Raw genomic sequence first — 15996 nt, 5'->3', positions numbered from 1 at the left:
TCAGGGTCGCGAGAGAATTGCCGAATCCGCGTGTGCGGGTCGGTTCACAAAGAGGAGGAGGGCATGACTTCTCACAGGAAGACATGCCCACTCCCCAGAATGGCGGGCGTTCCATCGACTGCCGCAGGGGAACCAGGCACGATCCATCGTGAACTTCGAGTGAAACCTCCCGCGTCGGGAATGGCTGACACATGATGAATTCCCGCATCCAGTACATTGCGCCGCATCCGCGCTCGGGCTCTTTGCTGCCTGCGTATGCGATCGCCATTCTGGTGGCTGGGGGGTGTCTCGCCTGGGTGTTGAACCTGTTGTGGCTCAGTTCGACACAGGAAGAGCTGCGAACTCTGGCCCAGGCGGTCGCACTCTCTGCCGCACAGAGCCTGGCGAGCGATGAACTGCTGAAAGCGTCACCCGATGGAACGCTGCCCGCTCAGGCGGCGCGGGAACGGGCGGATGAAATGCTCGCCGATGATCCGCTCACCCGCCGCGCACTTTCAAGTCGACAGGCACCGCTGCTGGATCTGCGACTGGGGCGAACTACTTACGATCCCTCCACCGGTGATCAGGAGAGCGAGGAAACGGACGAGTTTCCGACCTCAGCACTTGTTATCAGCCACCGCGACGAGAATCATCAGAATCCGGTGCAGGTCTTTCTCCCCTATCTGATGGGGCAGCCGACCGCCAACGTGAATGTCACAGCGGAAGCCTCAATCTCGAACCGGATCAAAGGTCTTCATCCCCCCGCCGCGGCTGCTGTGCCGGCGTGGCCGATCGGTGTGCTCGAAAAGAGTGCTGATCCCCGTCAACCGACCTGGAAGCGCGATATCGAAGAGCGGCAGGGGGCCGACAACTACGCGTGGGATGCAAAGACCCGCGAGGTTCTCGAAGAGGCAGACGGGCTGACGGAAATCACGCTGGTGCCGCGTCCCAAAGAAGGAGCGGGTAACGCCGTCATCGTCGACATCGGAAGCCAACTGCGCGACGACATTCTGCAGCGGCAGTTCCACGACGGTTGGCGGCTGGAAGATCTGGAGTCATTCGGGGGTGAATTCTCGTTGCAGGGGGGGCCGCTGCCCGTCGACTGCACCAACGATTTCACCGGCATGCCGCAGGCCGAACTGGAAAATCAGATCGGTATCCCCCGGATCATCGTGCTCTACGAGCCGCTGAAGGAATTGAACGATCAGGGAGTTGGGAAAGTGAAGTGTGTCCGCCTGGCAGCCGGTCGGATCATGGCAGTCCATTCCGGCGAAGAGGGGCTGCAAATTGTGCTGCAGGCAGCGGTCGTTGCCACACGAACTGCGGTGCTGGACGAGGACGCCCTGTACCAGAAAGACGCCGTCGGCAATCCGTATATCTACAAGCTGTCGGTGACTCAGTAAGTCGAAACATCAGGTCAAAATTTGCCTTGGGATAGGATCGGTCCGGTTCTCATCCCGCCCAGAGGATCCACACGATGGTCGCCATCGGAGACAAACCCGCAGAGAGTTCGCTGCAGTTTCAGCAGCTCAAGACACAGCTGCATCGCCAGATTGTCGACTCGATCGATATGTCGAAGGCGGGAGAGCTGGGGGAATCGGAATTTCGCCGGCAGCTGGAGTCGCTGACATCGCATCTGGTGTCGCGACATCCCGAAGCCAACCTGTCAGACCGGGACCGCGCCCGGATGACCCACGAACTGCTGGATGAGATCTATGGTTTCGGCCCCCTGCAGAAGCTGATGGATGATCCTGAGGTCAGCGACGTGCTGGTGAACGGTTACAACTCGGTGTTCATTGAACGGAACGGTCTGCTGGAACGGACCGACGTCCATTTTGCGGATGATGCCCACCTGCTGCACTTCATTCAGCGGCTAGTCGGACAGGCGGGCCGCCGGATCGACGAAGTGTCACCGATGGTCGACGCCAAGCTGTCGGACGGCTCCCGTCTTCACGCTGTGATTCCGCCGCTCGCCTTGCGTGGCCCGACACTCTCCATTCGCCGCTTCAAGACCCAGATTGTCCGCATCGAAGACATGGTGCAGAGCGGCACGCTGGCCCCGGAGATGGCCGACTTCCTGCTGCATGTGGTGCGGTCCCGACTGAACATCCTGCTGTCCGGCGGTACCGGTGCGGGAAAGACGACGATGCTCAATAACCTGAGCCGGTTTATTCCCGCGTCGGAACGCGTCATCACCATCGAGGAAACCGCCGAGTTGCAGCTGCAGCAGGCGGACGTGGTGGGACTGGAAACACGACTTCCCAACGTGGAAGGAAAAGGGCTCGTGACGCCGCGCGATCTGCTGCGCAACAGTCTGCGTATGCGGCCGGACCGGATCATCGTGGGGGAAGCCCGCGGTGGTGAAGTGCTTGATATGCTGCAGGCCATGAACACCGGTCACGATGGCTCGATGAGTACCGTCCACGCCAACGATACCCGCGACGCCCTGCACCGACTGGAGCTGATGATCGCCCTGTCGGGAGCCGAGCTGCCGCCGCATGTGGCCCGTCAGTATATCGCCGCTGCCATCCAGATTTTCGTGCACATCGCTCGACTCAGCAGCGGGGAACGTAAAGTCATGCGGATTTCCGAACTGGTCGGAATCAGCAATGGAGAATTCGACCTGGAGGACATTTTTGTCTTCCGGATGGCGGGCGTGGACAGCTCCGGAAAAACGCTCGGTTCGTTTTATGCCACGGGCTACGAGCCGACCTGCCTGCGGCGGATGGCCGCCAAAGGCTACGACCTCAATCCTCGCATGTTCGCCGCGCGCGAACTGAAGACCGGCGTTGAGTACCACACCGATCAGTTTTTGAAGTAACAGACCGCGGCCGCCACTCGGGCAGAGAGCTGAACGGGTTCTTGAGCTGCTCGACCGGACCTCCGCATCAGATAAAGAATGTGCCATGGCGCCTCCTGTTCTGACACCACGAAGCGATTACGCCGACATCCTGCGCGTCGACGAGACTTATGCCGTCGAAGGGGATCGTTCGGCCGGCAATCAGCTGAACAACTGGTTCGACACCCTGATGGTTCAGGCGGGGATGGGGATCTCTCCGGCCATGATGCTGGCGCTGTCAATCTGCTCCAGTTTGACGCTGGGGGGCTTGATCTTCGTTCTGCAGGAAAACTTTCTGACCACGGCGATGGGAGCGTTTGTCGGCTTCCTGATCCCTACGGTCTTCGCCATGTTCTGGAGATCGCGTCGACAGGGGCAGATGGCCCGACAGCTTCCCCCCATGATTGATGAACTGGCGCGTGCCGCCAAAACCGGCCGCAGTCTGGAAAACTGTATGGTGATGGTCGCGAACGACACCCCCAGCCCACTTGGATCGGAATTGCGGATCTGCACCCGCAAACTCGCGCTGGGGATGAATGTGGATGCGGCTCTCAAAGACCTGCCGTTTCGCACCGGATTGGTGGGAACCAGTATTCTTTCCACGGCCCTGTCGGTGCATCGGCAGACCGGGGGAGACCTCGTTCGCGTGCTGCAGCGTCTATCCCAGACATTGCGGGATCGTATGGAGTTTCAGGGACGCCTCAGAGCCGCCACCGCAGCCAGCCGTGCGACGGCGATCCTGATGATCACTCTGCCGCCGGCGATTCTCGCCTTCTTCGTCTTCCGTGATCCGAACTATCTCAACACCTTGCTGAATTCCAGCTGGGGCCTGCGAACAACGCTTGCGGCCTTCTTCCTGGAATTCATCGGAGCCATCTGGGTGATCCGTGTGCTGTCGCAGAGCCGTCAGGTGTAGTGCCTGGACGTCATCGGCAGCCTCATCTCCCAACGCTTGTGAAAGTGGCAAATGGATACGAACCAGCTCATTCAGATGGCGATCGGAACCGGAATCGCAATTGGCGTGTATCTGCTCTACAAGTGGATTCAACGTCGGCGGCGACGGGCCGCCGACTCGCAGTCCGCGCCGAAAATGCGTCCGCGGACTTCACCCACACAGACGTCCGCCGTTTCGAGAAAGGTGCCGCAAGCCGAGAGCAAAGCCCCGTCAGCGGCTGCCGAGAAGCAACCCGTGGCGACCATTCTCAAAGAAGCGGCTGCACCCCGTCCAGCCCCCTCGCCTTTGGAACCGGCTGTTCCCTATACCCGATTTGAATCGTCGACGAGTCATTTCAAGAGCTTCTGGCCGGCAGAACCGGGAGCGAGCGATGTGCGTCCGCACGAGCTCGACGAAACACTTCCTTATGCCGATCCGGACGATTACCGGTTCGGCACCGTGACGCCCGTGCTGGCCTCGCTGAGCCCGACCTCTGAAAACAGCCGCCGCGAGCTCCAGAAAGCGCTGCTCAACGCGGGGCACTACTCCGTGCAGTCGTGGAGCAACTTCGCCGCGCTGCGCTATCTGGGAATCATTCTGCCGATCCTGTTTTTCGGTCTCCTGCTCGTGGTCGTTCCTGAACGGCTGGAGCCGCTGATGATGATCGGTCTGATCGTCGGACCGATTCTCGGGTGGGCACTTCCGGCACTCTATATTCGTGGGCAGGCCCGGCAGCGTCTGCACGAAATCGAGATCGCCATGCCGGACATGCTCGATCTCCTCAACATGTGTGTCTCGCAGGGGATGACCGTGCCGACGGCGATTGGCCGCGTCGGTCGGGAACTGAAGCCGGTTTACCCGGCCCTCTCCAAAGAATTGAGCATCGTCACCGATCAGGCTCGCGTCGGCAGCTTTTCGCAGGCCCTCTCCAACTTCAGCCGCCGGGTCGACGTTCCGGACGTCCACTCGTTCACTTCGCTGCTGATTCAGACCGAGCAGATGGGAACCAGTGTTTCCGAGGCACTCGCCGATTACAGCGACAGTATGCGGGAAAGTCTGCGGCAGCGGGCGGACGAAAAGGCCAACTCGGCGACGTTCAAGCTGTTGTTTCCCACGGTGATCTGCCTGATGCCGGCGGTGTTTCTGTTTCTGATGGGTCCGGCGGTCGTCGAACTGAATCGCTTCTTCGCAGAAGGGGGCCTGAACGCACTCCGCCAGGGGGCGTCAACCCGACCATTGAACGAAAACTGAGAGAGGCCTACCTTGGGAAGCTGGCGGCATGGATGACCTCCCGCCGCAGCGGAGCGCCGCCTTCAGTGCGGACTCCCGCTTGATGGCGAAATCCGCGTCCCCCAGGTTGAAACCGCTCCGTCATTGCTGTCAGAGTCTGTGCCGGGAGCCTTCTTGTTGAAAGCCCCTTGCGGACGAACGACCGCTTGAGCAGCCTCTCCCCAGTAACTTCATGTCGACAGAAAAATCGCGGGCTATCGTCATCCGGCAGGCCGATTTCAGTGAATCGAGCCGGGTCGTGACTCTCTTCAGCCGGGATTTCGGCAAAATTTCGTGTCTGGCGAAGGGGGCCAAACGGCTGAAAAGCTCCTTCGAGGTTTCGCTGGATCTGCTGGCCGAATGCGACATCGTCTTTCTGAAGAAATCGACGGGAGGACTCGATCTGCTCACCGAAGCCCGACTCGTCCGACGGTTTCAGCCTCTCAACAAAAGTCTGTCGCATCTCTATTCAGGCTATTATGTTGCAGAGCTGCTCAGCTCGTTGACCGAAGAGCATGATCCTCACCCGGAGCTGTACGCTGCGGCGGTTGAGGCGCTCAATCGATTGTCGATCGACGAATCCGCATTCGTTGCTGTAAGCCGCTTTGAACTCGCCGTCCTTCGCGAGATTGGCCAGCTCCCCGATTTTGACACCTGCACAATCTGCCAGAATCTGATCGAACCGGACGCTGCAGCCCGATTTTGGGTCTCCCAAAGCGGATTGATCTGTTCAAGCTGTGGGCGTTCGGATTATCAAACCTCCGAATTCCACTCCGGCTCGCTGGTCATCCTGCGGAAACTTTTGGAATCCGAGGATGAGGTCACGGGTCGGATTGTGGTCTCCGTACAACAACGAAAAGAGATTCGACGGCTGCTGACCGCAGCAATTTCACACGTTTGCGGGCGACGACCGAAAACACTCCCCCTGATCGATTTTGAAATTCGCGACTCACAAAACCGCCGATAATAGAAAACTGTCCTGCTCTCGGTTTTCACCTGTCCTGAAGCCCGATTCCCCCCTTCGCCGATTCATCATCCTCCACATGGAAGTGGTTTGATGTTACGACCAACGCGAGCCCCAAAGTGGCAGCTGCGCAGCGTTCTGACGCTATCGCTGGCGGCTGGGACTGGCCTGCTTGCCGGTTGCGGTTCGCTCTCTCCGTTTCATCGCTCGGCAGCGGAGGAAATGGCGGCGATCGACGCCGACCCGCGCTACTCGATTCAAGGAACACGAGGGCCGACCGAACGGGCCCTCAACGGCACTCTCTGGAAACGGAACCGCGAAGAACTGGCCAAGAACGGCGATGCGGAAACCAAGGCGGCACTGGCCCGCTTTGATGCGGCACAGGAAAAGTACGATGCCGGAAAATTCGCAGAAGCGGAAAAGGAGTTCAGCCAGCTCGCCAAGGACCGCCGTGCCAAATACGAGTCGGGCATGGCAAAATTCAAGCGGAATATGGGCTGGTCGAAAAAGGAAGAGTACGACCCCTACAGCAGCTTTGGCGACCCGATCGAAGAAGATGCCATCTTCATGACGGCTCAGTCGCAGTTTTCCCAGAAGAAATATCCCGACGCCCAGAACAGCTACGACGATCTGCTGACGCGCTATCCTTCGTCACGGCATCTGGATCAGGTGACCCGCAGCCTGTTCAAGATTGCCCGCTACTGGCTCGACTTCGAAGAAGATGTCGGCCCCAGCGGCGATGCAGAACTCAAACTGGCCAATAACGACCAGTTGGCCGCGACGGAACAGCCGAAGAAGAAGCCCTCCGCGACGACCCGTGTGCCGGTCCTCCCGAATCTGACCGATTCCACCCGGCCCCTGTTCGATACTTACGGTCGGGGAGAACAGGCCCTGCGGTCAATCTGGCTGCATGATTCGACGGGGAAACTCGCGGATGATGCCCTGATGCTCGCCGCCAGCCACAACCTGCGGACTGAAGATTTCGTCGAGGCACGACGCCTGTACTCCATGCTGCGGGAAAACTACCCGGACAGTCCGCATCTGAAAGATGCCTTTTACCTTGGGTCTGCGGTGTCGCTGGCTTCGTATCAGGGGGCGGCGTACGACGGTCGGACTCTTGATGAAGCGATGGAGCTCAAGGCGACCATGCTGCAGGTGTTCGCGGATCTGACTCCCGAACAGCGCAAGCAGGTGGAACGGGAAATGGAACTTCTGAAAGACGCCAAGGTCGCGCGTCTGTGGGAAGTGGTGGAGTTTTATAAAGCCAAGCGGCAAGATCCAGCGATTGCCCTGCACTGCAATCTGATTATCAACCGCTATCCCGATTCCCAGTACGCCGAAAGGGCCCGCCAAACACTGGCGGAGCTGGACGAAAAGTACCGGAACCGGCAAGACTCGAATTGGCCCTGGTCCCGGAAACGCGGAGCAGTCGCTGCAGCACCGCAGCCCCAGCAGAAGCCCGCCACGCCGTCGCAGCCGCAAACTCCTCCTGCAGCCCCGCAGGGTGAGCCTCAGCGCCTGCCGAATGGTGGAACCACGGAACCGGGAATGGTTCCCCTGCCTGAAAAAGGTCAGAAGGAAGGGGGCTGGTGGAATCCCCTTCGAAAACTGGAAACGAAGCCGGATCTCAAGCGGATCGAGCCGGACGAGGAAGATATCCAGATTCCCACGACGAATGATCAGACGTTCCCCGGGCGTGCATCGCTCGAGAACTGACCGATGGAATGAAGTCCTGAGCCAGGTGGAATCTGGCAAGGGGAGATTGAGGTTGAAATCGTGAGTCGTCTGCTGAACATTCTGTCTCGTCGCACTTTACTGGCCGTCGGCCTGTTCTGGCTGATCGGAATCCAAAGTGGCTGCGGGTACCTCATGGGGAACCCGATGGGCCCCGAAGTGCGGACCGTCCACGTGCCGACCTTCACCAATGAGACCTTTCGACGAGGCTACGAACTGCGGCTGACGGAGGCTGTTCAGAAGCAGATCGCCTTAACGCCGTTCAAGCTGGTGGGGCCGGACCAGGCGGACACCCGCCTGTCGGGCCGCATCATCGATGTCGGGAAGCGAAATATCAATCAGAACAAATACGACGACGGTCGCGAATACGAATTCTCGATTGCGATCGAAGTGACGTGGGAAGATCTGCGAACGGGAACCATCCTGGCGCAGCGTCAGATGCCGGTCGGAGCACTGGTGGCCGATGCGATCGCGAACACGAGTTTTGCTCCGGAACCGGGCCAGTCGCAAGCCACGGCCACCCAGAATGCGGTGGACCAGCTGGCGCGCCAAATTGTTGGCCTGATGGAAGTTCCCTGGTAGAATCTGTCACCCATTCAAGCGGGCTGAATTTTAACTTCGACAGGGGTTCACGCGAGAGCCAGAAATTTCGTTGACACATCGTGCTCTGGAGATGTGTCGTGTCTGTGTCGCTGAGTTCGCCCAAGCGCTGAACCAGCCGAGCGTGTCTGGTGTCTACTGCTGCTTTCATCCCCGCCACGTGTGCGGAACGGATGGAATTCAACAGCAGCCTCATTGGAAAGGGATCGAGGTCAGAGGAATGTCGGTGTGGACGTTGCGTCAGGCCCGGGTGGCAATTGTCATCGGGGGCTGTCTGGGAATGGCGTTTACCCAGCTCATGAATTGTTCCGCCTCGATTCAGTATGCCCGCTCACTCGGAGGCAACGGGCTGCACATCGGCCTGCTTGGTGCCTTGCCGACGGGGATGCTGTTCGTCCAGTTTCTGGCTGCATGGCTGGGAAACCGGCTGACCTATCGCCGGCCGGTCTGGTTCTGGTGCAACATCGTCGGTCGACTGATGTGCATCCCCGCTGTCGCAGGAGCCTGGCTGTTTCCGGAGATCTCCGACAACGTCTGGCTGTGGACGCTGATCGGGGTCTGGGCGGTTTCTCAGGCGGTGCAGCACTTTGCTTCCCCGCTCTGGCTCTCCTGGATGGGGGATTATCTCCCGCATCGGGGGCTGAGTCATTACTGGGGTGTGCGCTACCTGTGGATGCAGCTCGCGGCTGCCGGCTCCCTGATCATTGCGGGGTATTACCTGCGGTTTTACGCGAGCAACATTCGGGACGGTTTCGCGATGATCATGCTGGTCTGCTCCCTGATGGGAGTGATCGACATTCTGCTGTTCCTGAAGATCAAAGAACCGCCGGTCACCCGCGTGCCGGATGCCGGTCTATGGGAACTGCTGTCCGCGCCGTTCCGTCATGCCGGCTTCCGATCCTTTATCGGGTTCACCAGTTTCTGGAATCTGGCCTCGATGATCGGGGCGCCGTTTATCTCCATGTATCTGCTGGATTATGTCGGAATGTCTGCGGATCAGTTGCTGTGGCTGTGGGTCTTTTCCTGGGTTGGAGGGGCACTTTGCTCTACCTGGATCGGTCGCACCGCAGAGCGGTATGGCAGCCGGTTTGTGATGATTCTGTCCATCGCCCTGAAATCCATCAACATGATCGCGCTACTTCTTGTACCGCAGCGCCCCGGGTTAGTGTTCTGGCTGCTCGGACCGATCTTCATGCTCGACATGGCACTCAACACCGGGATCGCCATTGCCACGAACAGCTATCTGCTGAAAAACTCCCCGACCGCCAACCGGACGACGTACATCGCCGCCGGAACCGCAGTTGCGGGTCTTGTGGGTGGGGTGACTTCTGTCGCATCCGGGATCTGGCTGGCCTCGATGACCGGCTGGCAGACCACGATTTCCGGCCACCTGGTGACCGGCTACCACGTGCTGTTTCTGGTCAGCATCCTTCTGCGATTTGTCGCAGTCGGGCTGGTGAGTCTGATTCACGAGCCAACCAGCACGCCGGTCTGGCAGGTCTTTGCGGAATGGGTGGGAATCGAGCGTCTGCGAGCACTGCAGGCCCCCCGCACCGCAGTGCTGAAATGGACACGGAAAGCCTTGCCCGAACGGGTCGCCCCGCAGCTCAATGCCCCGTTGTCTGTTCCCCTCGCCGAGGCAGCCCGCCGTACGGCATAGCCGCGAACTGATCAACCAGAACAGACTGCGCATTAAAAAACCCGGAGTTCCTGCCGTGCGCGGGAACCCGGGGTCTTTTTTTACTGCTTGGTGATGTCGGCTCACCACTTCAAACGGTGAGGAACAGCAACCGAACAGGACTATTTCGAAGCAGATGCCGGGGCCTTTCCCCGAAAGTGCAGATCGGCGAAATCAAGGTACTGTGCCCAGTCGTACGCGTTGATGTCGTGATCACCAGACCGGACGTGGTAGCCGATCGTTCCAGTTTTCAGAGGGTGATCGACTGGAGGCATCTCCTGCGGAGCGGAGTCTCCTCCAAATCCGGGTTTCCCCAGCAGGCGGTAGACCGGGTCGGCATGCACCGCGGACAGGAATTCTCCCTTGGGATCTGCCCAGAGATCGAGTTCCGCGCTGGCGACATAGAGTGGACGCGGGGCGATGAGCGCCAGCAACATGTGCTGGTCGCCGGGGAATGCATTTTCATTATCGCTGTACTGCCCGTAGTTCTTGCAGAACCAGTGCGGGAACGAGGAATTGATGCGTCCCACGGTTTCACCAAAGATCCGCCGGCTCAGAGCGGCCCCCGAACAGCCGGAGTTGTTGGAGATCACGAGGGCGAAACGGGGATCGGAGGCTCCTGCCCACAACGACGTCTTACCCAGGCGAGAATGTCCGAGTACAGCCACCTGTTTAGCGTTGATATCCGGGTCCTGCTCGAGGTAGTCAAGGGCCCGACTGAGGGTCCAGGCCCACGCTCCGATGGCTCCCCATTCATCCGCCTCCAACTCCGTCTGGCCCGGCTTGAAGAAGTAGGGCTGCGGGCCCGTTTCATTGCCGTCGTTGCGATCTGGCTCGGTGTCGCCATAGAAAATCATGCCGACGGCATAGCCGCGATCAATCGCTTCTCGAATCGCCCACCGCGAGGAACCGGACCCGCGCGCTGCTTCTGAAGCCTTGTTATTTTTGATTTTGACCTTGGGGTTATTGCGGATCCAGTTCTCGTTGAGAATCACATCGGGATCGTCAATAGCGGCATGGTTGCCGGTAAAACTCATGCCGAGAAAGGCAGGGGCAGGACGGTCGGCCTTGGGGATATACAGCAGGAGCATGACCTTTTTGTCGGGCAGGCCTTCCTTCTTCGCGATCGTAATCTCCACCTGCTTGCGAATCGCTTTGCCATCCAGCGCGTTGTCGCTCGATTCCACCACCTTGTATTCAATGGCCGACGCAGGCGGAGCAGGAGGCAGCTTGCCGTAGACCTGTTCCGTAAAGAGTTTCAACAGGGCGGGACGCTGCTTCTGTTCCCATTCTTCCGCGGTCGTGATCTGCTGGCCATCCAGAGTCTGCAGGGCTGAGGGGATCTCGTAAGGGGGAACTTTGGCTTCATCGTAATTGAAGCCGGGAGGGGCTGCTGCCGTAATTCCTGGAAGCAGACAGGCTGCGGCAGCAACAACTGACCATGTTCGCAACATCACGTTGACCCTCTGAAAAGACTTGAACACCCTCATGACCCGCAAACCTGGTTTGCTGGCCGGCTAAGCAGGTCAGGCTATCACACAGGCCCGGGATAGTCACCTGAATGTGCAGAGCAAGGTTTCGTTGAGAACAATGCCTCCCGGCACACCCTGCCTGAGATGTCGCGATCAACATGAAGTTGATGAGCATCGCCATGAAGGATCGTCCTCTCAGCCAATTTTCGGATTCCAGTCTTCGGTACTGGCCTACTGGGAATTTGCGGGCCACTGTTCGAACCGCCTCGGTTGCGGGCGACGCCACCGGGTCGATCGACTACACTCGATTGCCCCCATCCGCATAACCGGCCCGAACGCAGATGTCGAACTGGATCCTGCAGCACTTCCTCAATCCTGCTTTTTTCTGGCCCGGCATGGCGCTGCTGGCAGCGCCCATCCTGATTCACCTGATCAACAGGTTGAATTATCGACGGGTCCGCTTTGCGGCGATGGAGTTTCTGCTGGCCAGTCAGAAGCGGAATCGCCGCCGCGTGCTGCTTGAGCAATTGCTGCTCCTGCTGCTGCGGCTGGCGCTGATGCTGCTGGTGGTTGCCCTGCTGGCGCGATTGATTATCGATCCGGAACAGCTCTCGCTGTTTCAGGGAGCGCGTTCGCATCACCTTGTCATTCTCGACGACACGGCATCGATGCGGGACCGCGCGGGCGAAGGGAACGTGTTCGAGACCGCCAAAGAAGTGGTCCGGCGGATTGCTGCGGAAGGGGCCCGGCGGCCTGGTTCGCAGGTGCTCTCTCTGTTACTGATGTCGGCTCCCGACAAAACGGTGGCGGGACTCAGTGAGCGCATTGTCGACGAGTCACTCCTCGCGGAGATCACCGAAAGACTGGCAGGGCTGGAGTGCAGCTATCAGTCGGCCGATCCCGCGATGGTCCTGGAAGCGGCGCGGCAGAGACTGGCGGATGACCGTTCGTCCGTCCGTCACGTGCATATTCTTTCCGACTTCCGGGCCGTGAACTGGCTCGACAATAAAGGGTCGGTGTCTGCCCTGCAGAGTATGGACCAGGCAGGCATGCGGCTGAATCTGGTCCGCTGCATTGCCGATGCTCACGAGAATCTCGGCATCGTCCAGCTGGGAGGAGCTGTGGAAGTCGCAGCGGCCGGTGTCCCCGTGACTCTCTCCGCCACGGTCCGGAATTGGGGAACGCGGGAAGCGGCGGATATTCGCGCTTCGGTGCTGATTGACGGTGTTCGGCTCCCCCGGACCATCGATTTCCAGACGATTGCCCCCGGGCAGGAATCGGTCAAGACATTCGACGTTGTCTTCGACACGGCTCAGCCGCATCAGGTGCGACTGACGATCGGAGATGATGCCCTGGAGGTCGACAATCAGCGTTTTCTCGCGGTCGATGTCCCCGCCGACAATCCCGTGCTGATCGTGGATGGATCGCCCGGTGCCGAACAGGCTCAATACATCGCCGACGCACTGGCTGCGGACAAGTCGATCACCGGATTCGCTCCGGAGATCCGCAGTCCTGAAGATCTGCGACGGATCCCGCTGGATCACTATCATCTCATCTATCTGATCAACGTGCCGCAGCTGGAGCCGGATGCTGTGGCAGCGCTCGAAAAGGAAGTCCGTGCCGGGGCGGGCCTGATCTGGTATCTGGGAGATGCCGTTAATCCGGTCTTCTACAACGACAAGCTGTTCTCTCCGGCCGAGGGGTTGTTCCCCGCGAGGCTCGGTTCCGCACCGGTGCAGATCGAGCGTTCCGGTTCGACTGCGATCGGTCCCTCGATCGCTCCGGCGAAGCATCCCCTGTTCAGCCTGATGACGGGGGGTGAAGTTTCCATCCTCGATCTGGTGTTCATCAATTTGATGTATCCGCTGGCTGCGAGCGAAGGGGATCTGGCGCCGCTGGCTCGTGACGTCAACGTGGTGGCGACCCTCGCCGGTCGCCCCCTGATGCTGGAGCACAAACTAGGCAAAGGCATGGTCTTTACCTGTCTGACCGCAGCGGGACCGTTACAGAATTCTGATGGCCTCGTCTGGTCGAACTGGGCCAATGGTCCGGCAGGGTTCAGTTTTGTCGTGCTGCAGCTCGAACTCGCCAAACGGCTGATCCGCAAGGATCGGGCCTTCCCTCAGCTCGAGACCGGCACCCCGATTCAGATGACGTTCAACCAGGCGCTGTACCAGCCCGATGTCGAGGTCATGAATCCCGACGATCAGGTGACTCATCTCCAGGCGGAACGGGACAGCCAGACTGTGGCCGAGGGAGATTCGGTGGAGATGCGAACGACCTTCACAGAAACCGGGCGGCCAGGGATCTATTCGCTGATTCTAACTGGTCAGGATCAGAAGCAGGACCGGCAGTTGTATGCCTTCAATGTTCCTGCCACGGAAGGATCACTGGCCATCGCCGATGATGCCGCCTTGTTCCGCGAACTGGGTGAAAAGACATCGATCACAATTCAACCGGCGGGCAACTTTGACTGGATCCGGAGCGAATCTCCCGGCTCCGAGATTCGCTGGTTCCTGCTGGTGCTGCTGGCGATTGTCTGCATTGCCGAGCAGGCACTCGCTGCCCGCCTGAGTTCGCGCTCCGGACCGGACGTCGCTGGTTAGCGCCGTCTTTCCAGCTGCCGCAATTCGTGGCGTCGCGATTGATCGAACGCGCCGCTCCCCACGGCGGGCACGAGGCAGAGACAAAGTCAAAACACTCGCCGCCGTGTCTCCCCAAACTGTCGGCCGAAGCTGTGTCCGCTGCGAATTCTGGTTTCACGTCTGCCTCCCCTGCTGACGATTCCAGAACGATTTCCTGCGCAACCTTCGCTGCTTGATTGAAGCTCAGTCCTGAAACGACCTTCGATCCTGCAACGACGCTCTCCATGAAACTCAATGGCGCCCCGCTGACGAACACTCTGGTCCGGACTTACGCTCTTCCCCGAGTGGGAGGAGACCCCTTGATGCTGCAATTGCAGCCGCTGTCGCTGGGCTTCCACCAGCGATTGCGGGAGCGGGGAATCGTGCTGCCGGTGCCGCCTCTCAAGATTGCCCGTGATGCGGGAGGCAAGCCGCAGCGTGATGCGCAGGGAAATGCGGTGACGCTGCAGGACGTGAATCAACCCGACTTCCGGCGCGATCTGGATCGTTATCATCAGCGGGTCGCGGTGCTGGCGGTGGCCGAGTCGCTGCGGGGGGACCCCTGCCTCACGTTTGACTCCCCAGTTCCGGTCAGCGCGGAAGGTTGGCCGATTTACGCCGACAACCTGTTTACTGAAATGGAACAGGCCGGCTTCACGGCGGGTGATCTGATTCTGCTATGCAGGGAAGTTTGCCGGCTCAGCAATCTGCTGGAAGAGCATTTGGCACACGCGCAGCAAAATTTTTCGCAGCAGGCGGAGAACGAGTCGAGCTGAAGGAACGTCTGCGTCTACCGCGGACTCTGAACTATCACGTGCTGCGGGTGTGTGAACGCCTTCATCTCGCAGAAGAAGACTTTTCCCAGCGGGACTACGGGGATCAATTGCGACTGCTGGCGTACGAGCAACTCCGCCAGCACGAAGAGTGCGTTCGGCCCGAGCATTTTGACCTGTGATGGACCGGCTGGCCACTCGCCGAAGTGAGCCATTCCGTCTGAGAATTGTAACGTCGGATGACGGCCTGGGGCCGCACCACATTCCCGAAGAACCGGGCGGCCGTGGCCGCGAAATCGAATTCATCTTCAAGCCCAATCCGGAAGCGACAGACGATTCCGATTCGGCCACTCTATCAGGAACGGAAACGTGAGCGATCTCGACAATCTGAATGCGGTCACGGGGACCGAGCTGACGAACGAACAGATTCAGGGAATCCTGCAGCAGATCGACCTCGACATCCTGAACCTGGTCCGGGATGGAAAGCTTTCGGCACTCAAGTACGCGATTGGCGGACGTGCTGGCCAATCAACAGATCGAGGCGCCAATCTGCAGGCACTGCTGGAAGCGAGAAATCACTACCAACAGCTGTTAAATCAACGCCCCGGATGGGTCGTGTCCCAGGCCAATTGCGATTGCGGATCGACCTGATTCCCGGGAGCCCACTGGCTGGATCGGCAGCAGTTTCAAGGTTCAGCCGGGCGATGCGAGTCGCCATCTTCGGAACTCTGCATCGTGAAATCAACATGATCGCGGTCCGCGGGCATTCCAAATTCTCTCTGTAACGTCAAATCGACTGGGCCCGCAACGACAACAGGTGTGCTGTCCGATGGCTGATGAATCGCTGGACCGGCTGGTGGAATCGTTGAGTCAGGTGAATGCCCATCTGGAAGGGCTGCGGGTCACGATGGGCGCACTGACGGAAATCAAACTGGATCACGAGCAACGTTTGCGGGCGGTGGAGCGCTGGCAGCAGAACCTGACTCCGTTCCTGGCGATGATGACCTTTATTCTCGGGGGGGTCGTCAGTGCTGCACTCGACAAGTATCTGTAGGGACCGCCTCACTCGTCCAGCGTTCAAGGCGCGGTTGAGCCCGCTGGTCCCGGCAACGCGCTACTTGATCCGACCG

Annotated in this window: 14 protein-coding genes; 13 read left to right on the top strand and 1 reads right to left on the bottom strand. The window is 59.5% G+C overall.

From position 1 onward, the window contains the following. The first annotated feature begins 191 nt into the window (after nt 1-191). From SH664x_RS07830 to SH664x_RS07795, 8 genes are all read left to right on the top strand, one after another. Complete coding sequence (locus SH664x_RS07830; RefSeq protein WP_437206474.1) at nt 192-1382, top strand: hypothetical protein; 1191 nt, start codon at nt 192-194, stop codon at nt 1380-1382. Nucleotides 1383-1456: 74 nt separating this feature from the next. Continuing rightward, entirely contained in the window at nt 1457-2800 is a 1344-nt protein-coding gene (locus SH664x_RS07825) for a CpaF family protein (RefSeq protein WP_437206473.1), read from the top strand. Nucleotides 2801-2885: 85 nt separating this feature from the next. Next, a complete protein-coding gene (locus tag SH664x_RS07820; RefSeq protein ID WP_437206471.1) occupies nt 2886-3734 on the top strand; it encodes a type II secretion system F family protein in 849 nt (282 codons plus the stop codon). Between the two features lie 51 nt (nt 3735-3785). Further along, entirely contained in the window at nt 3786-5003 is a 1218-nt protein-coding gene (locus SH664x_RS07815; RefSeq protein WP_437206469.1) for a type II secretion system F family protein, read from the top strand. A gap of 211 nt (nt 5004-5214) precedes the next feature. Next, complete coding sequence (gene recO, locus SH664x_RS07810; protein ID WP_437206467.1) at nt 5215-5988, top strand: DNA repair protein RecO; 774 nt, start codon at nt 5215-5217, stop codon at nt 5986-5988. Nucleotides 5989-6078: 90 nt separating this feature from the next. After that, nucleotides 6079-7701 carry an outer membrane protein assembly factor BamD gene (gene bamD, locus SH664x_RS07805; RefSeq protein WP_437206465.1) on the top strand — a complete coding sequence of 541 codons (1623 nt, stop codon included), beginning with the start codon at nt 6079-6081 and terminating at the stop codon, nt 7699-7701. Nucleotides 7702-7761: 60 nt separating this feature from the next. Next, nucleotides 7762-8301: an LPS assembly lipoprotein LptE gene (gene lptE, locus SH664x_RS07800; RefSeq protein WP_437206463.1), complete on the top strand. Its 540-nt coding sequence runs from the start codon at nt 7762-7764 to the stop codon at nt 8299-8301. Nucleotides 8302-8539: 238 nt separating this feature from the next. Next, on the top strand, nt 8540-9979 hold the full coding sequence (locus tag SH664x_RS07795) for an MFS transporter (RefSeq protein WP_437206462.1): 1440 nt from the start codon (nt 8540-8542) through the stop codon (nt 9977-9979). A 140-nt stretch (nt 9980-10119) separates the two neighbouring features. Here SH664x_RS07795 and SH664x_RS07790 read toward each other — a convergent pair whose 3' ends face one another. Further along, nucleotides 10120-11451 (bottom strand): glucuronyl esterase domain-containing protein, encoded by a 1332-nt coding sequence (locus tag SH664x_RS07790; RefSeq protein WP_437206461.1) that lies wholly within the window; start codon nt 11449-11451, stop codon nt 10120-10122. Between the two features lie 359 nt (nt 11452-11810). Between SH664x_RS07790 and SH664x_RS07785 the strand changes: the two genes are divergently transcribed. From SH664x_RS07785 to SH664x_RS07765, 5 genes are all read left to right on the top strand, one after another. Then, on the top strand, nt 11811-14075 hold the full coding sequence (locus tag SH664x_RS07785) for a BatA domain-containing protein (RefSeq protein WP_437206459.1): 2265 nt from the start codon (nt 11811-11813) through the stop codon (nt 14073-14075). A gap of 263 nt (nt 14076-14338) precedes the next feature. Beyond that, nucleotides 14339-14869, top strand: a complete 531-nt coding sequence (locus SH664x_RS07780) for a hypothetical protein (RefSeq protein WP_437206457.1) — start codon at nt 14339-14341, stop codon at nt 14867-14869. A 47-nt stretch (nt 14870-14916) separates the two neighbouring features. Beyond that, entirely contained in the window at nt 14917-15048 is a 132-nt protein-coding gene (locus SH664x_RS07775) for a hypothetical protein (RefSeq protein ID WP_437206455.1), read from the top strand. A 187-nt stretch (nt 15049-15235) separates the two neighbouring features. Next, a complete protein-coding gene (locus SH664x_RS07770) occupies nt 15236-15517 on the top strand; it encodes a hypothetical protein (protein WP_437206453.1) in 282 nt (93 codons plus the stop codon). 178 nt (nt 15518-15695) lie between these two features. Continuing rightward, nucleotides 15696-15920, top strand: a complete 225-nt coding sequence (locus tag SH664x_RS07765) for a hypothetical protein (RefSeq protein WP_437206452.1) — start codon at nt 15696-15698, stop codon at nt 15918-15920. Nucleotides 15921-15996: the final 76 nt, after the last annotated feature.

This window comes from Planctomicrobium aquicomposti (assembly GCF_051466325.1).
Taxonomy (GTDB): Bacteria; Planctomycetota; Planctomycetia; order Planctomycetales; family Planctomycetaceae; genus Planctomicrobium.
The sequence above is the reverse complement of the archived record's forward strand: the minus strand, read 5'-3'. Positions and strand labels throughout refer to the sequence as shown.